Below are 19,790 nucleotides of genomic sequence, written 5' to 3'. Positions count from 1 at the left end.
AGCGTGAGCCGGATCAGAACGGCATCTTGAAACCAGGCGGCAGTTGCATGCCGGCAGTCATGCTGCCCATCTTGTCCTGGCTGTTCTGCTCGATCTTGCGCACGGCGTCATTCAGCGCGGCGGCGATCAGGTCCTCGAGCACTTCCTTGTCGTCGGCGTCGGTCGACATCAGGCTCTGGTCGATGCTGACGCGCTTGACGTCGTGGCGACCGGTCATCACCACGCTCACCAGGCCACCGCCGGACTGGCCGGTGACTTCCGCGTTGGCCAGCTCTTCCTGCATCTTCTGCATCTTTTCCTGCATCTGCTGGGCCTGCTTCATCAGGCCGGCCATGCCACCTTTCATCATGGGGGTATACCTCGATTGGGTCATGTGATGCGGCCCGGCACAGGCGGGCCGCATGGTTATCCGTTCATTGGCTCTGGCTGGCCAGGGCGTCTACAGGCTCAATAGTATCCTGCCTGACCGTCGCGCCGAACTGCCGGATCATCTGCTGGATGAGCGGATCCTGCTCGATCGACACCACGGCGTCATGCTGGCGCTCGGCCCGCTTACGCGAGGCGGCCTGGGCCGGGGTTTCCTGCTCGGGGCGGATCAGCTCGATCTTCAGGCGGATCTCGCGACCCAGCTGCTGGTTGAGCGCGTCGTTCAGCCGGCGCTGCTGCGTCGAGTTGAACAACGCGCCCTGCCCCGGGTCCAGGTGCAACAGCCAGTCATCGCCATCGGCGGCGATCAGCGTACAGTTTGCGGCGATGTTGCCTGTCATACCGGAGACAGGCAACTGTGGGAATAATTCCAGCCATTGCAGGGCCAGCCCGGTCGCGGGCATGGCCGCCGGCAGCGGCTCCGGTGCCTGGGCGGGCGCCTCTTCCTGTACGTGCTCGGCCAGTTCGTCCAGGTAGCTGAAGCCAGCCGGATCGCTGTCGGGCGCGTAGTAGTCCTCGTCCGCCGGCGGCTCGTCGTCGCGCTCCATGCCCGCTGGGTTGTAGGCCGACGGATCGAACGGCGGCTCGTCGTAGTCTGGCTGCGGGCTGGCGGCCTCGACCACAGGTGCAGGCTCGGGCGGCTGCTCGGGCGCGACCGGCGCCGGCGCGGCAACGGGCTCCTCCCACGGCAGGTCGATGACCTCCTCGACGGGCTGCGGCTCAGGCTCGGGCTCTGGCTCCGATTGCGCTGCCTCGACAACCTCGGCAACGACCGGCACTTCGATGACTGGCGGCTCCGGCTGTACAGGTGGCTCAGCCACGGGCACCGGCGCGACCGCTTCAGCGACAGGGCTGGCGACAACGGGCGGCGCCACGGCCACAGCCGCCGCTGCCACCGGTTGGGCCGGATCAGCTGTGGCCTGGCTGATCCCCACCGGCTTTAGTACCGGCTTCGGCGCATCGTCGGTGTCAGCCGGACGGAACGCCAGCATGCGCAGCAGGACCATTTCGAAGCCGCCACGCGGGTCCGGCGCCAACGGTAGATCGCGACGACCGATCAGGCCCATCTGGTAATAGAACTGCACATCCTCAGCCGGAAGGGCCTGGGCCAGCGCCAGCACGCGCTCACGGTCGCCCTGGCCGTTGTCGACCGCCTCGGGCAGCGCCTGGGCGATGGCCACCCGGTGCAGCACATTGAGCATTTCCGACAGCACGCCGTTCCAGTCCGGCCCTTGCTCGGCCAGGTCGCGCACCGCCTCCAGCAACGCCCGGGCATCACCCTCGAGCAACGCCTGCAGCACCCCGTACACCTGACCATGGTCGAGGGTGCCGAGCATCGCCCGCACATCGGCGGCCAGCACCTTGCCCTCGCCAAAGGCGATGGCCTGGTCGGTCAGGCTCATGGCGTCGCGCATCGAGCCATCGGCGGCGCGACCGAGCAGCCACAGGGCGTCTTCCTCGAACGGTACGTTCTCGGCGCCCAGCACATGGGTCAGGTGCTCGACCACCCGCTCCGGGCTCATGTTCTTCAGCGAGAACTGCAGGCAGCGCGACAGGATGGTCGCCGGCAGCTTCTGCGGGTCGGTGGTGGCGAGGATGAACTTGACGTAGGGCGGCGGCTCTTCCAGCGTCTTCAACAAGGCGTTGAACGAGTGGGTGGAGAGCATGTGCACTTCGTCGATCAGGTAGACCTTGAAGCGCCCGCGGCTCGGCGCGTACTGCACGTTGTCGAGCAGTTCGCGGGTGTCCTCGACCTTGGTGCGGCTGGCGGCGTCGATCTCGATCAGGTCGACGAAACGGCCTTCGTCGATCTCCCGGCACACCGAACAGGTGCCGCACGGGGTAGAGGTGATGCCGGTCTCGCAGTTCAGGCACTTGGCGATGATCCGCGCGATGGTGGTCTTGCCCACGCCCCGGGTACCGGTGAACAGGTAGGCGTGGTGCAGGCGCTGGTTGTCCAGGGCGTTGATCAAAGCCTTGAGCACATGGGTCTGGCCGACCATTTCGCGGAACGAGCGCGGACGCCATTTACGTGCAAGAACCTGATAACTCATCAAAAAACCATCGTGACCGGAGCGGGCGGAAAGAGCGCTAATGCTAGCGGAGCGGGGCCGAAATTGCACCCTGCCGATCTCGTCTAAGCTCAGTAACGGGCACACCGGCGGCGGATCAGGGAGGATGAGGCGTGCGGCGAGTCCTGGCCATCCTGTTGCTGTGGACCACCCACGGCCTGGCGCAACCGCCGGTGCTGCGCTTTTCCGTCGCCGAAAGCTGGAGCATGCCGTTGATGCGCACCGAGGACCAGCAACCGGTGGAAGGCATCCTTTTCGAGCTGATGCAGGCCATTGCCCGGGAGACCGACGCCCGCCCGCAGTACCACGTGATGGCTCGCCTGCGCCTGCAGGAGGCGATGCAGGCCGGTGAAATCGACGTGCGCTGCTATGTCTCCACCCAGTGGCTGACCGACCGGCCGGGCGACTACCTGTGGAGCATCCCCATCATCGAACAGCGCGACCTGCTGATTGGCCGCCCCGGCGACAGCGGGCCCACCCGCCCGGAAGCACTGTCGCCCCAGGCCATCGGCACCGTGCTCGGCTACACCTACCCCACCCTGGAACCCCTGTTCAGCCAGGACCGCCTGCAGCGCGAGGACAGCCGCAACCAGCTACTGGCCCTGCAGAAGCTCCAGGCCGGACGCTTTCGCCACGCGATCAGCAACCAGCTGTCATTGCAGTGGTACAACCGCTCCCTGCCGCCAGGGCAACGCCTGCAGGCCTTGGCCGTGCTGGAAGAGCAAGCGCTGGGCTGCATGGTGCGCAACGATCCCCAACTACCGACCCAAGGTGTGCTCAGGGCGCTGGTGCGGATCAAGGAGTCCGGGGAGATGCAGCGGATTGTCGAGCGGTATACCGATGACCAGGTCTTTCAAAGTGCTCGACGCTAGAGTTGTGGCGCCTATCAGATCGAGCGCCGCCCGCGCGGCGCATCGCGGGACAAGCCCGCTCCTACATCTGTTTCGGGCCAGTCAATCCTGTGCCATTACCTGGTCCGCCTTGTTCGTCCGACACGGTTCCAGCGTGTGCACCACAGCCGCTTCACCTGTCTCAAGACAGGCACCAAGGCGGACAACCATGGCCTAACAGGTTCGGCACGTTGCAACAAATGTAGGAGCGGGCTTGTCCCGCGATGCGCCGCGCGGGCGGCGCTCGATCTGACAGGCGCTGCAGGGGTTGTGGCGGACACCTGGAGGCCCTCACCCAAGACAAGCATGATGCAGGCTCCATTGGTCCAAACACACCTGTTTAACCTGTCAGCCCTCCCCGAACCCCTCCCAACACTACCGCACTCAGGAACAACCCAAAACCGAACACCCCATGCGTGGCCAAGCTACGCAGGCCGCTCCTGAGCGGTGTCGGGGTACGGGTGGCAAAATACCCCGCCCCAAACGCGGGCTGCACCACACACAACGGCACCAGCACCGAGACCACCCCGAACAGCAACGCGGGCCACAGGACCGGCGCCAGCAACCACCCCTCCCCTGCAATAGCCACCAGCAGCGCCGCAAACACCAGCCCCGTGGCGTAATGGAGCAACCAGCCCCACGCCAGCTCCCCCCTCACCGACGCGGCCTTGCCGATTGCCGCATGCCGCCAGCGCCCCGCGAACAGGTGGCCAACCCAGCGCCCGACCATCGCGTAGTTCAGGGTGGTGATGCCCAGGCGCCTGAGCAGCAGGGTCCACAGGTCCATGACCAGGGTGGCGCCGATGCCGACAAGCAAAATGGAAAATGCGAGAGAAGTAACGCTCATGTCGAAAGCCCTTGGCAGATTGACGGAAAGATCGATGCCGAGCAGCATGCAAGTTGAAGTCAACTTCAAGTCAAGGGAGCCGCGATGGACATTGCCGATGTCGCCAGGCGCACCGGAGTGCCGGCGTCGACATTGCGTTACTACGCGAACAAGGGCCTGCTCACATCGCTCGCCGGCCATGGCCAGCGCCGGCAATTTCCGGCGGATACGCCAGAACGCCTGGCCCTGATCGCCCTGGGCCAGGCGGCGGGCTTTTCGCTGGACGAAGTGGCGGCGATGCTGGACGAGCAACGGGTCGATCGAGCGCTGCTGCTGGCCAAGGCCGACGAGATCGAGCAGAGGATCAAGCGCCTGCAGGCGATGAGCAAAGGGCTGCGGCATGCGGCAGTGTGCCCCGAGGAGAACCACCTGCAATGCCCGACTTTCCAGCGATTGATGCAGGTGTCAGCCAGCAAGGGCAAGCGCGGGAGTCGCCCTGCCCCGCGATGAGGCCCGCCAGCCCAAAGTACGACAGCGGGCTCAGTAGCCGTGCAACTCGCGGAACGGCTGGCCCTTGTGGTAGTTGATCCACTCTTCCACGTCATAGGGCAGGTACAACTGCCGACGCGCCCGCGACAGGGCGATGTATACCGCGCAGATCCGCGCATCGAAGGCGTAGGCGTCCTTGAAGCGCTGGGTGGTCATCAGCTCCGGCGTCAACAGCACCTGATCGAACTCCAGGCCACCGGCCTCCTCGGCCATCAACAGCGTGAGACTGGCGGGCTGCGTGGCGACGCGCGCATCCAGACCGGTCAGGTCGGCAAGCTTGAAACCCGCCTCCAGCCGCGCCTCGACCCACTGGAACGCGGCATCGAAGCGCTCGGACTCGCGCACCTGCTGCCAGTCGAGCAGGTGCGCGAAATACCCATGCGGCCCTTCGGCGTCCTGCCCCGGCGCGTAGAACCCCGCCCTGAACAGGCCAATCGCGGTAACCATGAAGCGCCGCATGTCCGGCCAGTCGGGGAAGTTCAGCAGGCAGTTGGACTCGGCCATCTCCATCGCCCAGCGCATCGTGTCCCAGCGCGAGGCGGTCAGCACCACGCAGCCCTCGGGCGGGACAAAACCTTCGGGGAAGTGCTCGATGCCGACATCGACATGCCGCGCCGCCTCGAACGCGACCTTGGATTTTTTCGAGTGCACACCGATCAACGGGTTGATCAGGCGCTCCACCTTGGGCCCGGAGCGCACGGCGAAGGCCATGTCCTTCTGCCGTACCTGACGCTCGCGCCTGACCACCTCGCCGGTGGCCTTCTGGTATTCGTCACCCAGGGTGATCAGCACCTGGCGGCCACGCTCGATTACCTGCAGCAACGAGGCCGGCACGTCCTGGCTTTCGTCGATGATCACGTGGCTGAAACGCCCGGGCACGCTGCAACCGCCCAGGCTGGCACGTTTGAGCAGCAGCAACGCCTCGAACCCGGTCTGCGCGCCCCAGGTCGGCTGCGCCTCCAGGTAGCGCCACAGGCGGCTGGCGTACTCGAGCAGCACCTGGGCATCGAGGCCGGACAGCGCCTGGCGAAAATGCGGCAGGTGGCGGCTGGACAGGCTGTAGTCCCGCGACTCGCAATAGTTGCGCAGCACTTCCAGGCAGATATCCAGGGCGTGCTCGGCGTCGTACTGGCGCAGCCCGACGATCCCCAGCTCTTCGGCCAGCCGGCGCTTGCCAGGACCGCGCTGTGCCGTCCGGGCGGGAACCGGCCGGGTATCCTTGAGCAGGGCCCGGGCGAACTGGCCGAAGGTCATGCCGACCTTGGCCTGGGTATCCAGCCCCATGCGCCGACGCAGGGTACCGAGCTTGGCCGGCGTGCGCGCCAGGGCCAGCACCCGGCCACGGGGCAGGCATTCCATCAGCGCGCCGAGCAGGTAGCTCTTGCCTATCCCGGCATAGCCCTGCACATGGATGTCCTCATCGAGATTGGCCTGGATGACCTTGAGCAGCTTGTCCTGCTCGACGGTCAGCCAGCGCTCGGTGTCGAAGCCGGTGGTCACCCGCTGGCTGAACGGGTTGTCACTGTGATGCAGGCGAATGCGGTAGTCGAAATCCCACTTGCCGTCCGCCAGCAGGTACTCCCGCGCCTGCACTTGTTCGGCATCGAGCAGGCGCAGCTTGGAACCCTTGATCACCTCGAGGCCGAAATAGAGCTTGCGCGCATCGAACAGCCGACGGGCCTCGGACAGCAAGTCCACGCCAGGCGAGTGCCTGCCATCGACCGCCCACGCCAACAGCTTGCCGAGCACCTTTTCCGCCGCCCGCGCATCGACCTGGCCCGGTGCCTGGGCCAGGTTCTGGATCACCAGCACGGCCGCCAGCTCAGGGTCGCCCAAGGCATCGAGCGCAGGCGCGCCCTCGGCCTGCAGCAAGGCCTGGCATACCTCTGCGCTGACCGGCAGGTACACCGGATGGGAAAAGTCGAAGTGCTCGGGCTGCATGTCGGTACGGGTCCGGGGATCACTCAAGGTTTGTCGGATTCAGCGGCCTGCCCCACCACCAGTTCGAAGCGGTAGGCCCCCAACGACCCGGCCATGTCGCCGGGATAGCTGACACCCGCCTGCGGTGCGTCGAGTACGCCATCGAGCTCATGCAGGGCCAGTTCCAGCAGCTTGCGCAAGTCACGCACCGAGTGCGCCGACACCTGCACCTGCAGCTCGAAGGCCGCCGCGTCAGCCGTTGCTGCCACCGGCACGACCGCTGCCTCGAGGATGCGCTCATGCTCTTCTTCCATCTGGTCGAGCACCTGCGACAGCTCCAGCACACGCTCGGGGCTGGCGGCCATCTGGTCCTTGATTTCCAGGCGGCGCAGCTGCCACTCGCGGATCTTCTGGCGGGTGAGGTCGTCGACATGTTCCACGGTCGCTATCTCCTGGCCGAATGTGCTGACACGATGGGATGCATGATAAGGCGCTGCGCGGAATCGTGCAGGCGGAAAACAGTGCGAGGGTGTAAAGAAACGCGTCTGATGGGTGACGCCTGACAGGTACGCCGGAAAATCCCTGCGCCCAAAATGGAGGCGGCCCCACCAGCCACACCCCGGCACTCGATGTTCCCGCTATGGCTGCTCCCTTCCGGGCCTGACCAGGTTAACGGGTAATCAATGCGGGGGGACCGATGGGGCCACCACGACGGCTCGTCAGCTGACGAGCCGCGCCATTGTACAGCGCCGGGGCGAAGTTACAACCTTTGATCGTGAAAAAACCATCATTTCTCAAGGACTTGTGGCAAAACTATCGCGGGGCAAGCCCGCTCCCACGCATCATCACCCGTGGGAGCGGGCTTGCCCCGCGATAAGGCCTGCGGGTTCAGACGCTGATACCACGCTCCGCCAGGAAGCCCACGAACGCCTCCTCGTCCATCACCTCAACGCCCAGCTCGGCGGCCTTGGCCAGCTTGGAGCCAGCGCCGGGGCCGGCGACCACGCAGTGGGTCTTGCCGGACACGGAACCCGCCACCTTGGCCCCCAGGCTTTCCAGCTTCTCCTTGGCGATATCGCGGCTCATGCGCTCCAGGGTGCCGGTCAGCACCCAGGTCTGGCCGGCCAGCGGCAATCCCTCGGCGGACTTCTTCTCGCACGACCAGTGCATGCCGAATTCCAGCAACTGGGCTTCGATGGCACGGGCCAGCTGCTGGTTGGCCTCGACCTTGAAGAACTCGCGCACGCTGTCAGCGGCCTTGGTATTCAGGGCCTGGCGCAAGTCGATGCCATCGGCGGCGATGATCTTGTCCAGGGTGCCCAGCTTGTCTACCAGCTTCTCGGCACCGGTCGGCCCGACCGAAGGGATGTCGAGCTTGGCGAGCATGCCGGCCAGCGTGGTGCTGGCGGCGAACTCGGCGGCCAGCTCACCCTCGTCCTGCAACTGCATGCCGCAGGCCAGCAACTGCGCGATGACTTCGCGGTTGTGCGCGTCCTCGAAGAAGTTGTGGATCTCGTGGGCGACTTCCAGGCCGATATCCGGCAGGTAGGTCAGCACCTGCGGCAACGCCACCTGCACCCGCGCCAGGCTGCCCAGGGAGCGGGCCAGCACCTTGGCGGTCTCCTCGCCGACATCGGGGATGCCCAGCGCATAGATGAAGCGCGCCAGGCTCGGGCGCTTGCTCGCCTCGATAGCAGCCAGCAACTTGTTGCTCGACACCTCGGCAAAGCCTTCCAGCGCCACCACCTGGTCGAAGGTCAGGTGGTAGAGATCGGCCGGCGAGCGGATCAGGTTCTCGTCGACCAGCTGCTCGACGCTCTTCTCGCCCAGGCCGTCGATGTCCATGGCCCGGCGCGACACGTAGTGGATGATCGCCTGCTTGAGCTGGGCGGCGCAGCTCAGGCGCCCCACGCAGCGGTACACCGCGCCTTCGCTGGTGGTTTCCTTGCCCTTGCTGCGCTTGACCAGCTGGGTGCGCTCGACCTGCGAGCCGCACACCGGGCACTGCGTGGGCACCTCGACCGGCCGGGCGTCCTGCGGACGGCGGTCGAGCACCACCTGCATCACCTGAGGGATCACATCGCCGGCGCGGCGAATGATCACCGTGTCGCCGATGCGCAGGCCCAGCCGGGCGATCTCGTCCATGTTGTGCAGGGTGGCGTTGGACACGGTCACGCCGGCCACCTTGACCGGCTTGAGCCGCGCCACCGGAGTCACGGCGCCGGTGCGCCCGACCTGGAACTCGACGTCGAGCACCTCGGTGAGCTCTTCCATGGCCGGGAACTTGTGGGCGATCGCCCAGCGCGGCTCACGGGCGCGGAAGCCCAGTTCACGCTGGGAGGCCAGGCTGTTGACCTTGAACACCACGCCATCGATTTCATAGGGCAGGCCGTTGCGGCGGGCGCCGATATCGCGGTAGTAGGCCAGGCACTCATCGATACCGGAGGCATGGCGCAGCTCGCGGCTGATCGGCAGCCCCCAGGTCTTGAGCTTCTCGAGGATGCCGATATGACTGTCGCCAAAGGCTTCCGACACCTGGCCGACGCCATAGCAGCAGAACTCCAGCGGGCGGCTGGCGGTGATCTTCGAGTCCAGCTGGCGCAGACTGCCGGCCGCGGCGTTGCGCGGGTTGGCGAAAGTCTTGCCGCCGGCCTCGGCCTGGGCGGCGTTGAGCCGGTCGAAACCGGCCTTGCTCATGTACACCTCGCCACGCACCTCCAGCACCGCCGGCCAGCCCTCGCCCTGCAGCTTGAGCGGGATGTTGCGCACCGTGCGCACGTTGGCGCTGATGTCCTCGCCGGTGGTGCCGTCGCCGCGGGTGGCGCCCTGCACCAATTGGCCATCACGGTACAGCAGGCTCACCGCCAGGCCGTCGAGCTTCGGCTCGCAGCTGTAGTCCACCGCCGCCTGTTCGCCGCCCGGCAGATCCAGGCCCTCCACCACGCGGCGACCGAAATCGCGCAGGTCGTCTTCCTCGAAGGCGTTGCCCAGGCTGAGCATGGGCACTTCGTGACGGACCTGGCTGAACGCCGCCAACGCCGTGCCACCGACGCGCTGGGTCGGCGAGTCCGGGGTCACCAGGTGCGGGTGCTCGGCCTCCAGTGCCTTGAGCTCGTTGAACAGGCGGTCGTACTCGGCATCGGGCACGCTGGGTTCGTCGAGCACGTAGTAGCGGTAGTTGTGCTGGTCAAGTTCGGCGCGCAGGGCATGGATTCGGGATTCGGCGTTCATGGGGTCGTCTTCTCTTGCAAAGCAAAAGAGCAGCCCCTGGCTTAATGCCAGTCAGTTAGCGCTTCATCGCACTTATTGGGGCTGCTTTGCAGCCCTTCGCGGGTAAACCCGCTCCCACAGGATCGCGCAAACGCTGAATCGAGCGCTGTACCTGTGGGAGCGGGTTTACCCGCGAAGGGTCGCGCAGCGACCCCAATTGGCTTAACTGACTGGCATTAAGCCCCTGGCTGCTCTTTTGCTTGAATCATCGCGGCGCGGATCGAGGCTGGATCCACCCGCTCGTACACATCAGCGTTTCTGGGTCAGGGCGCGGCGCTCGAACTCGACGATGCGCTGGCGGTAGTGCTCGATGGTCTGGGCGGTCAGCACGCTGCGCTGGTCGTCCTTGAGTTCACCGTTGAGCTCGTGGGCCAGCTTGCGGGCGGCGGCCACCATCACGTCAAAGGCCTGCTTGGGATGACGCGGGCCAGGCAGACCGAGGAAGAAGCTCACCGCACGGGTGCTGAAGTGGTCGATGTCGTCCAGGTCGAACACGCCGGGCTTGACCGCGTTGGCCATGGAGAACAGCACTTCGCCGTGACCGGCCATGCTCTCGTGACGGTGGAAGATGTCCATCTCGCCGAAGCGCAGGCCGCTTTCGAGGATGTTCTGCAGCAGTGCCGGGCCCTTGAAGCCACCCTCGTCACGGGAAATCACGCTGATCACCAGCACTTCCTCGGCCGGAGGCAGCTCCTTGGCCGGCGTGCTCGGCGCGGTGAAACCGTTGGCGCGGGTGTTGTCGGCGGCGAAATCGTCGTCGCCACCCTCGAACAGGTCGGGCTCACGGGGCTCGGCGGCCAGGTTCAGGTCACCCTGCTGCGGCTCGCTGTGGTTGCGCTTGCCGCGCTTGGCCTTGGCCGGCTTGGGTTCGCGCTCGCGCTCCCGTTCGCGCGCAGGGGCGCTCACCGACGGCAGGTCGGACTCGTCCAGCTCGGGCTCTTTATGGGTTTCCAGCACACGCGCAGGGCCGAGCACCTCGGCGCTGCCGCTGTCGTCGTCCGGGGCGTTGGCGTAGCTACGGTCCAGACGGAACTTCAACTTGCCCTTGCCGCCGCGCATGCGGCGCCAGCCGTCGAAAAGAATACCGGCGATGACAATGATGCCGATGACGATCAGCCACTCGCGCAGACCGATTTCCATGTAATCCCGTGCCTCTATAAAAAAATATGCTTGAAAACAAAGGCTTCAAAGGCCTTTAACACGTGGCGCCAACTCTATGTTCTGACAGGCGTTTTACCCACGCAAAAAACAAGTGACATTAAGCTAGCACGACCAAAGGCAACTTTACACCGTCTGTCGCGTCTGCTGAGGCTTTTGCCTACACGTTCACACCCTTTCTTTACCCCTTAGGCTCTGTCCGAAATGTATCTGCACTCGCCCATACTGCGTTGAAACGGGGCTCGGAATGCTCATGTACTCCAGTACACTCCGCTTCCTCCCCCCGTTTCGCCTTGTCTGACCTTCGCGCAGACACATTTCGTACAGACCCTAGGCATCGACCATGGCCATCGCCTCTTCCACATCGACTGCTACAAGACGTGAACAGCCCGGCTCATGCATGGTCACCCCCATCAGCTGGTCGGCCATTTCCATGGCGATCTTGTTGTGGGTGATGTAGATGAACTGCACGGTCTCGCTCATTTCCTTCACCAGACGGGCATAGCGCCCGACGTTGGCGTCGTCCAGCGGCGCGTCGACCTCGTCGAGCATGCAGAACGGCGCCGGGTTCAGCTTGAAGATGGCGAACACCAGGGCCAGGGCCGTGAGTGCCTTCTCGCCGCCGGACAGCAGATGGATGGTGCTGTTCTTCTTGCCCGGCGGGCGCGCCATGATCGTCACCCCTGTATCGAGTAGATCTTCGCCCGTCAGTTCCAGATAAGCGCTGCCGCCACCGAAAACTTTTGGGAAAAGTGCCTGTAATCCGGCATTTATCTGATCAAAGGTATCCTTGAAGCGATTGCGGGTTTCCTTGTCGATCTTGCGGATGACGTTTTCCAGGGTCTCCAGCGCCTCGACCAGGTCGGCGTCCTGGGCGTCCAGGTAACGCTTGCGCTCGGACTGCTGTTCATATTCCTCGATGGCCGCCAGGTTGATCGCGCCCAGGCGCTGGATCCGCGCCTCGAGCTGCTCCAGCGCCTGCTCGGTGCCCTGCTCGCTGGCATCGACCTCGAGCGTGGCGAGCACGCCCTGAAGATCGTAGCCGTCGGCGAGCAGTTGTTCCTGCAAGGTCTTGCGTCGCACGTCCAGCCCCTGGGACTCCAGGCGCTGCTGTTCCAGCTGGCCGCGCAGCAATTGCGACTGCTGCTCGGCCTGGGTGCGGCGCCGTTCGGCATCGCGCAGCTCACGGTCGGCCTCGTCCATGTGCAGGCGCGCCTGGCGCATTTCCTCGTCGACGCTCATGCGTCGTTCCAGCAGCTCCTCGAGCTTGAGGCGCAATTCTTCCAGTGGTGCCTCGCCCTCCTCCAGGTTCAGGTTCAACTGTTCCTGGCGCTCGCTCAGACGTGCGGCCTGCTGTTCCAGGCGTTCGAGGGCCTGGCGGGTCGAGTCGTGCTGGGCGCGCAGCGAGCCCAGGCGCACGGCCAGCTGGTGGGCGTGATCCTTGTGCTGGCGGGCTTCCTGGCGGATGCGGTCGAGGCCTTCGCGCAGGGTGTCGCGGCGCGCCATCAGCAGCTCGCGCTGTTCGGTGTCCTGGGCCATCAGTTCCAGGGCTTCCTGCAGCAACAGGCGCGCCTCGCCCAGTTGCTCGTGCTCCAGGGCGCGCTGCTCCTGCAGTTCGGTCAGCTCTTCCTGCAGGCGGCGGCGGCGCAGCTCCAACTGCTCGGCACGAGCGCGGCCGGCGGACAGGCGTGCATTGAGCTCGCCGTGCTGGCGGCTTTCGTCCTGGCTGCGACGGCGCAACTGCTCGCGCTGCTCCTCCAGGTCGAGCTGCTGCTCGCGCAGGCGTTGCAACTGCTCGTCGAGCTGTTCGAGCAAGGCCTCCTGCTCCAGCTGCTCCTGCCCCAGCCGCTCGATCTCCTGGCCACGGGCCAGTACGCCACCCTGGGCCTCACCACCGCGGCTGACCCGCAGGAAGTGCCGCCCGACCCAGTAGCCGTCGCGGCTGACCAGGCTCTGCCCAGCGCCCAGCGAGGCCCGCCGGGCCAGGGCCTGTTCCAGGGTGTCCACCGGCATGACCTGGCCCAGCCAGGGCGACAGGTCGACGCTTCCTTCGACCTTGTCGAGCAGGCTGCCGGCGACGGTCGCGCCCCCTCCCCCCGCCATCAGCAGGCGCAGTTCGCCCTGCTCAAGCGCGGCGAATTCCAGGCCGGCGAAATCATCCAGCAGCACCGCCTGCAGGTCGGCGCCCAGCACTGTTTCCACTGCCAGTTCCCAGCCGGGTTCGACCCGCAGCCCCTCGGCCAGTCGTGGGCGCTGTTCCAGGCCCTGGGCGCGCAGCCAGTCGGCGGCCCCGACACCTGGCTCCAGCGCGGCCTGCTGCAAGGCTTCGAGGGACGCCAGGCGCCCGCCCAGGCGCTGCAGGTCACCCTGCTGCTGTTGCTGCGCCTGAGTGGCCTGCTGCATTTGCTCGCGCAACGCGTCCAACTGCTCGACCACTTGCCGCTCTTGCAGCTGGAGTTCCTCAAGCAGCAACTCGCTGCTGGCCACCTGCTCGTCCAGGTCGCTGGTCTCGGTATCTTGCGAATCGCCGCCGAGCTGGTCGCGCTCTTCGCCCAGCTTGCGCTGGCGCTCGGCCAGGCGTTCCAGGCTGGCCTCCAGCTGCGCCAGGCGCGCCTGCTGCACTTCGGCCTGGCGGCGCGGCTCGGCGGAGCGGGTGTTGAAGCTGTCCCACTGTTCCTGCCAGCCGTGCATGCCCAGCTCGGCCTCCTCCAGGGTCGCGGCGGCCTCCTCGGCCGCGGCCAGGGTCAGTTCCTGCTCGGGCTCGAGCATCGCCAGCTCTTCACCCAGGGTCGCCAGCAAGGTGCGGTCGTGCCCCAGGTGCGATTCGGTTTCCAGACGGCTGCGTTCAGCCTCCTTGAGGTCGTCCTGCAACTGACGCAGGCGTTGCTGGCCGTGCTGGATGCTCTGCTCGACCCGGGCGATATCGCCGGCCACCGAATAAAAGCGGCCCTGCACCTGGTTGAAGCGTTCGGACAGCTCATGATGGCCGTCGCGCAGGCGCTCGATGCTGGCATCGGCGTTGCGCTGCTCGGCCACCAGGGCCTCGAAGGCGATCTCCTGGTCGCCGATGACCGTCTCGCGCTGGCGCACCCGCTGATCCAGGTCGCGCCAGCGCAAGGCCGCCAGGCGCGCCTTGAGCTGGCGTTCCTCGGCCTTGTACTCGCGGTACTTCTCGGCGGCCTGGGCCTGGCGGTGCAGGCGCTCGAGCTGGCGTTCCAGCTCTTCACGCAGGTCGGTCAGGCGCGCCAGGTTCTCCTGGGTGCGGCGGATGCGGTTCTCGGTCTCGCGGCGGCGCTCCTTGTACTTGGAGATGCCTGCCGCCTCCTCGATGAAGTTGCGCAGCTCCTCGGGCTTGGCCTCGATCAGCTTGGAGATCATGCCCTGTTCGATGATCGAGTAGCTGCGCGGCCCCAGGCCCGTGCCGAGGAAGATATCGGTAATATCACGGCGCCGGCACTTGGTGCCGTTGAGGTAATAGGTGTTCTGCCCGTCGCGGGTGACCTTGCGACGGATCGAGATCTCGGCGTAGGCGGCGTACTCGCCGACCAGAGAGTTGTCGCTGTTGTCGAACACCAGCTCGATGCTGGCCTGGCTGACCGGCTTGCGGCTGGTGGAGCCGTTGAAGATGACATCGGTCATCGACTCGCCGCGCAGGTTCTTGGCCGAGCTTTCGCCCATCACCCAGCGCACCGCGTCGATGATGTTGGACTTGCCGCAGCCATTGGGGCCGACCACGGCCGCCATGTTGCTGGGGAAGTTGACCGTGGTCGGGTCGACGAAGGACTTGAACCCGGCCAGGCGGATGCACTTCAGGCGCATCGATCAGACCCGCGCCAGCGCCGCCAGCACCAGTTCGCAACTGCGCTGGCAATAGGCGGTGAGCACCTCGCGGATGCGCGGCAGGTCGCGGGCGACCACGGCTTCGAGCAGGCGGGCGAACAGCTCCAGGTAATCGACCATGTTGGCCTGACGCTGGTCCAGGGCCAGGTAGTAGGCACGGCTCATGGCCGGCTGCAGGTTCTCGACGGTTTCCTGCAGGTACGGGTTGTTGGCGAACGGATAGGCGGCGCGCATCACCGCGAAGCTGTCGCCGACGAAGGCCTTGATGTCCTTGGCGGCGTGGGCCTGCTTGAGGCGCTGCTGGATGTCCAGGAACGGGCGCAGGTCGCTGTCGCTGCGCCAATGTTGGGCAACGGCGTTGCCCAGCAGGATGTAGAACTCGCCCATCAGGGTACACAGGCTGCGCACGCTGTTCTCGTCCAGCTCGGTCACATGGGCGCCGCGGCGCGGCAGGATCGCCACCAGGTGGCGGCGTTCGAGGATGAGCAGCGCCTCGCGCACCGAGCCACGGCTGACGTTGAGGGCCTGGGTGACCTTCTGCTCCTGGATGCGCTCGCCGGGTGCGAGTTCGCCGCGGATGATCCGCTCGGCCAGGTAGTGGGCAATTTGCTCGGAGAGGCTGTCCGGCGCCTTGAACGTCATGGTTTTCCTTCGCGATCTGGGTAGCTGTGCACAAGGGCGCGATTGTAGCGCACTTGTCCCGTGCCCGCGCAGCGGCGCGACGCGCTTTGTGCGACTGGCGGGTCAACTTTCCCACTCGGCGCGAACTATGCTTGGAGAAAGGCTCGATGAAGCGGTTCGGAAGGCCTCTGGGCGAAATCTTGACCTTTGAGTCAGAAAATTATTGACCTCAGGGTCAAGCGTTGCTTAGAGTCCGCCCGAACAACAATAAAACCATTGCGAGGCCCTCCCCCGTGATCCAGTTTCTCGTCAACCAGGAGCTGCGCAGCGAGCACGCCCTGGACCCGAACATGACGGTGCTGCAATACCTGCGTGAGCACCTGGGCAAACCCGGCACCAAGGAAGGCTGCGCCAGCGGCGACTGCGGCGCCTGCACCGTGGTCGTCGGCGAACTCGTCGAGGACGACCAGGGCTGCGACACTATCCGCTACCGCAGCCTCAACTCGTGCCTGACGTTCGTGTCCTCCCTGCACGGCAAGCAGCTGATCAGCGTCGAGGGCCTCAAACACCAGGGCGAGCTGCACAGCGTGCAGAAAGCCATGGCCGACTGCCATGGTTCGCAGTGCGGCTTCTGCACCCCCGGTTTCGTCATGTCGCTGTTCGCCCTGCAGAAGAACAGCGAGGGCCACGACCTGCACCAGGCCCAGGAGGCCCTGGCCGGCAACCTGTGCCGCTGCACCGGCTACCGGCCGATCCTCGAAGCCGCCGAGCAGAGCTGCGCCCGCCCCTGCCGCGACCAGTTCGACGCCCAGCAGGCGCAGACCATCGCCCGCCTCAAGGCCATCGCCCCGCAACAGACCGGCGAGCTCAACAGCGGCGACAAGCGCTGCCTGGTGCCGCTGACCGTGGCCGACCTGGCCGACCTCTACAGCTCGCACCCCGAGGCGCGTCTGCTGGCCGGCGGCACCGACCTGGCGCTGGAGGTCACCCAGTTCCACCGCACCCTGCCGGTGATGATCTACGTCGGCCATGTCGCCGAGCTCAAGCGCATCGACAAGACCGCCACCCACCTGGAGATCGGCGCCGCCACCCCGCTGACCGACTGCTACACCGCGCTCAACGAGGAATACCCCGACTTCGGCGACCTGCTGCACCGCTTCGCCTCGCTGCAGATCCGCAACCAGGGCACCCTGGGCGGCAACATCGGCAACGCCTCGCCGATCGGCGACTCGCCGCCCCTGCTGATCGCCCTGGACGCGCAGATCGTCCTGCGCCAGGGTGAGCGCCAGCGCACCCTGGCCCTGGAAGACTACTTCATCGACTACCGCATCACGGCGCGCCAGGACAGCGAGTTCATCGAGAAGATCATCGTGCCACGCGCGAGCAACGACTGGGCGTTCCGCGCCTATAAAGTGTCCAAGCGCCTGGACGACGATATCTCCGCCGTGTGCGCGGCGTTCAACCTGAGCATCGAGAACGGCGCGGTCAGCGGCGTGCGCATCGCCTTCGGCGGCATGGCGGCGATCCCCAAACGCGCCCGCGCCTGCGAGGCCGCGCTACGCGGCAAGCCGTGGAACCAGGCCAGCGTCGAGCGCGCCTGCCAGGCCCTGGCCGAGGACTTCACCCCGCTCAGCGACTTCCGCGCCAGCCGCGAGTACCGCCTGCTGACCGCGCAGAACCTGCTGCGCAAGTACTTCATCGAACTGCAAACGCCGCACATCGAAACCCGGGTGACCGCCTATGTCTAACCATCACGCCGTCAAGAGCCAGGCCGAGATGGCCGCACTGTTCAGCCAGGACCTGACCACCGGGGTCGGCCGCAGCCTCAAGCACGACAGCGCCGACAAACACGTGGCGGGCGAGGCGGTGTACATCGATGACCGCCTGGAATTCCCCAACCAGCTGCACGTCTATGCGCGCACCGCAGACCGCGCCCATGCGCGCATCCTGCGCATCGACACCACGCCCTGCTACCAGTTCGAAGGCGTACGCATCGCCATCACCCACGAAGACATCCCGGGGCTCAAGGACATCGGCCCGGTGGTGGCCGGCGACCCGCTGCTGGCCATCGACAAGGTCGAGTTCTTCGGCCAACCGGTGCTCGCCGTGGCCGCCCGCGACCTGGACACCGCCCGCCGCGCCGCCATGGCCGCCATCGTCGAGTACGAGGACCTGGAACCGGTGCTCGATGTGGTCGAGGCGCTGCGCAAGAAACACTTCGTGCTCGACAGCCACACCCACAAGCGCGGTGATTCGGACGCGGCCCTGGCCAGTGCCCCGCACCGCATCCAGGGCAGCCTGCACATCGGCGGCCAGGAGCACTTCTACCTGGAAACCCAGATCAGCTCGGTGATGCCCAGCGAAGACGGCGGCATGATCGTCTACTGCTCCACGCAGAACCCCACCGAGGTGCAGAAGCTGGTCGCCGAGGTGCTCGACGTGCCGATGCACAAGATCGTCGTCGACATGCGCCGCATGGGCGGTGGTTTCGGTGGCAAGGAAACCCAGGCCGCCAGCCCCGCCTGCCTGTGCGCGGTGATCGCGCGCCTGACCGGCCAGCCGACCAAGATGCGCCTGCCCCGCGTCGAAGACATGATGATGACCGGCAAGCGCCACCCGTTCTACGTCGAGTACGACGTCGGCTTCGACGACAGCGGTCGCCTGCACGGCATCAATTTCGACCTGGCCGGCAACTGCGGCTACTCGCCTGACCTGTCCGGCTCGATCGTCGACCGCGCCATGTTCCACTCCGACAACGCCTACTACCTGGGCGACGCCACGGTGCACGGCCACCGCTGCAAGACCAACACCGCGTCCAACACCGCCTACCGTGGCTTTGGCGGCCCGCAAGGCATGGTTGCCATCGAACAGGTGATGGACCATATCGCCCGCCACCTGGCGCTGGACCCGCTGGCGGTGCGCAAGGCCAACTACTACGGCAAGACCGAGCGCAACGTCACCCACTACTACCAGACCGTCGAGCACAACATGCTCGAGGAGATGACCGCCGAGATCGAGGCGAGCAGCGACTACCACGAGCGCCGCGAATCGATCCGCCGCTTCAACGCCAACAGCCCGGTACTGAAAAAGGGCCTGGCACTGACCCCGGTGAAGTTCGGCATCTCGTTCACCGCCACCTTCCTCAACCAGGCCGGTGCCTTGATCCACATCTACACCGACGGCAGCATCCACCTCAACCACGGCGGCACCGAGATGGGCCAGGGCCTGAACACCAAGGTGGCCCAGGTGGTGGCCCAGGTGTTCCAGGTCGACTTCAACCGTATCCAGATCACCGCCACCAACACCGACAAGGTACCCAACACCTCGCCGACCGCCGCCTCCAGCGGCGCCGACCTGAACGGCAAGGCAGCGCAGAATGCCGCCGAGATCCTCAAGAAGCGTCTGACCGAGTTCGCTGCCCGGCACTACAACGTCACCGAGGAAGACGTCGAGTTCCGCAACGGCCATGTGCGCGTGCGCGACCAGATCGTCAGCTTCGAGCAACTGGTGCAGCAGGCCTACTTCGCCCAGGTGTCGCTGTCGACCACCGGTTTCTACCGCACGCCGAAGATCTTCTACGACCGCTCCCAGGCCCGTGGCCGGCCGTTCTACTACTTCGCCTTCGGCGCCGCCTGTGTGGAAGTGATCGTCGACACCCTGACCGGCGAGTACAAGATGCTGCGCGCCGACATCCTGCACGACGTCGGCGACTCGCTGAACCCGGCCATCGATATCGGCCAGGTCGAGGGCGGCTTCGTCCAGGGCATGGGCTGGCTGACCACCGAGGAGCTGGTGTGGAACGCCAAGGGCAAGCTGATGACCAACGGCCCGGCCAGCTACAAGATTCCGGCGGTGGCCGACATGCCGATCGACATGCGCGTCAAGCTGGTGGAGAACCGCAAGAACCCCGAGGACACGGTGTTCCATTCCAAGGCCGTGGGCGAGCCGCCGTTCATGCTCGGCATCGCCGCCTGGTGCGCGATCAAGGACGCGGTGGCGAGCATCGCCGACTACCGCGTGCAGCCGAACATCGACGCGCCGTCGACGCCGGAGCGGGTGCTGTGGGGGTGCGAACAGATGCGCAAGGCGGTGGCTGCGCAGCAGCCTGCCGAACAGGAATTGGAACCGGTGACGCACTGACGCCGCGCCACTGTGTAGGAGCGGCCTTGTGCCGCGAAAGGGTCGCGCAGCGGCCCCTGGATCTGTGCCGCAATGAAG

At 65.9% G+C, this 19,790-nt stretch carries 13 protein-coding genes and 1 other RNA gene; 4 read left to right on the top strand and 10 right to left on the bottom strand.

What is annotated here, in order from left to right; translation table 11 throughout:
* Positions 1-13: 13 nt before the first annotated feature.
* Together K2O50_RS08305 and dnaX are read right to left on the bottom strand one after the other, a co-directional pair.
* The gene (locus tag K2O50_RS08305; protein WP_011533041.1) at positions 14-349 is read right to left on the bottom strand and encodes a YbaB/EbfC family nucleoid-associated protein; all 336 of its coding nucleotides are present in this window, start codon (positions 347-349) and stop codon (positions 14-16) included.
* A gap of 64 nt (positions 350-413) precedes the next feature.
* Positions 414-2,480, bottom strand: coding sequence for a DNA polymerase III subunit gamma/tau (gene dnaX / locus K2O50_RS08300; RefSeq protein WP_050706582.1), 2,067 nt, complete (start codon positions 2,478-2,480; stop codon positions 414-416).
* A 131-nt stretch (positions 2,481-2,611) separates the two neighbouring features.
* Between dnaX and K2O50_RS08295 the strand changes: the two genes are divergently transcribed.
* Positions 2,612-3,370 (top strand): ABC transporter substrate-binding protein, encoded by a 759-nt coding sequence (locus K2O50_RS08295; protein WP_050706583.1) that lies wholly within the window; start codon positions 2,612-2,614, stop codon positions 3,368-3,370.
* Positions 3,371-3,728: 358 nt separating this feature from the next.
* Here the strand turns inward: K2O50_RS08295 and K2O50_RS08290 are convergent, their stop codons facing one another.
* On the bottom strand, positions 3,729-4,235 hold the full coding sequence (locus K2O50_RS08290) for a DUF2938 domain-containing protein (RefSeq protein ID WP_050706602.1): 507 nt from the start codon (positions 4,233-4,235) through the stop codon (positions 3,729-3,731).
* 84 nt (positions 4,236-4,319) lie between these two features.
* Here K2O50_RS08290 and K2O50_RS08285 point away from each other — a divergent pair, with 84 nt between their 5' ends.
* Positions 4,320-4,724 (top strand): helix-turn-helix domain-containing protein, encoded by a 405-nt coding sequence (locus K2O50_RS08285; protein ID WP_050706584.1) that lies wholly within the window; start codon positions 4,320-4,322, stop codon positions 4,722-4,724.
* A gap of 30 nt (positions 4,725-4,754) precedes the next feature.
* Here K2O50_RS08285 and K2O50_RS08280 read toward each other — a convergent pair whose 3' ends face one another.
* The 7 genes from K2O50_RS08280 to K2O50_RS08250 all read right to left on the bottom strand — a co-directional run bounded on the left by K2O50_RS08280 (position 4,755) and on the right by K2O50_RS08250 (position 15,593).
* Positions 4,755-6,704, bottom strand: a complete 1,950-nt coding sequence (locus tag K2O50_RS08280) for a hypothetical protein (RefSeq protein WP_050706585.1) — start codon at positions 6,702-6,704, stop codon at positions 4,755-4,757.
* Positions 6,705-6,727: 23 nt separating this feature from the next.
* A complete protein-coding gene (locus K2O50_RS08275; RefSeq protein ID WP_050706586.1) occupies positions 6,728-7,123 on the bottom strand; it encodes a hypothetical protein in 396 nt (131 codons plus the stop codon).
* 163 nt (positions 7,124-7,286) lie between these two features.
* An RNA gene (ffs, locus tag K2O50_RS08270) (signal recognition particle sRNA small type) lies at positions 7,287-7,383 on the bottom strand.
* A 188-nt stretch (positions 7,384-7,571) separates the two neighbouring features.
* Positions 7,572-9,914, bottom strand: a complete 2,343-nt coding sequence (gene ligA / locus K2O50_RS08265) for an NAD-dependent DNA ligase LigA (RefSeq protein ID WP_050706587.1) — start codon at positions 9,912-9,914, stop codon at positions 7,572-7,574.
* Between the two features lie 288 nt (positions 9,915-10,202).
* Positions 10,203-11,093: a cell division protein ZipA gene (gene zipA, locus K2O50_RS08260; RefSeq protein WP_050706588.1), complete on the bottom strand. Its 891-nt coding sequence runs from the start codon at positions 11,091-11,093 to the stop codon at positions 10,203-10,205.
* A gap of 348 nt (positions 11,094-11,441) precedes the next feature.
* The gene (gene smc / locus K2O50_RS08255; RefSeq protein ID WP_220689986.1) at positions 11,442-14,930 is read right to left on the bottom strand and encodes a chromosome segregation protein SMC; all 3,489 of its coding nucleotides are present in this window, start codon (positions 14,928-14,930) and stop codon (positions 11,442-11,444) included.
* Between the two features lie 3 nt (positions 14,931-14,933).
* On the bottom strand, positions 14,934-15,593 hold the full coding sequence (locus K2O50_RS08250) for a GntR family transcriptional regulator (RefSeq protein ID WP_050706590.1): 660 nt from the start codon (positions 15,591-15,593) through the stop codon (positions 14,934-14,936).
* A gap of 272 nt (positions 15,594-15,865) precedes the next feature.
* On the opposite strand from K2O50_RS08250, the gene xdhA reads away from it, so the two are divergent.
* Together xdhA and xdhB are read left to right on the top strand one after the other, a co-directional pair.
* Entirely contained in the window at positions 15,866-17,320 is a 1,455-nt protein-coding gene (gene xdhA / locus K2O50_RS08245) for a xanthine dehydrogenase small subunit (RefSeq protein WP_050706591.1), read from the top strand.
* A complete protein-coding gene (gene xdhB, locus K2O50_RS08240) occupies positions 17,313-19,712 on the top strand; it encodes a xanthine dehydrogenase molybdopterin binding subunit (protein WP_050706592.1) in 2,400 nt (799 codons plus the stop codon). The genes xdhA and xdhB overlap by 8 nt, the downstream gene beginning before the upstream one ends.
* Positions 19,713-19,790 lie beyond the last annotated feature (78 nt).

It is taken from the genome of Pseudomonas sp. 2hn, from assembly GCF_019646095.1.
Lineage (GTDB): Bacteria > Pseudomonadota > Gammaproteobacteria > Pseudomonadales > Pseudomonadaceae > Aquipseudomonas > Aquipseudomonas peradeniyensis.
This window is presented reverse-complemented; position numbering and strand designations above follow the sequence as displayed.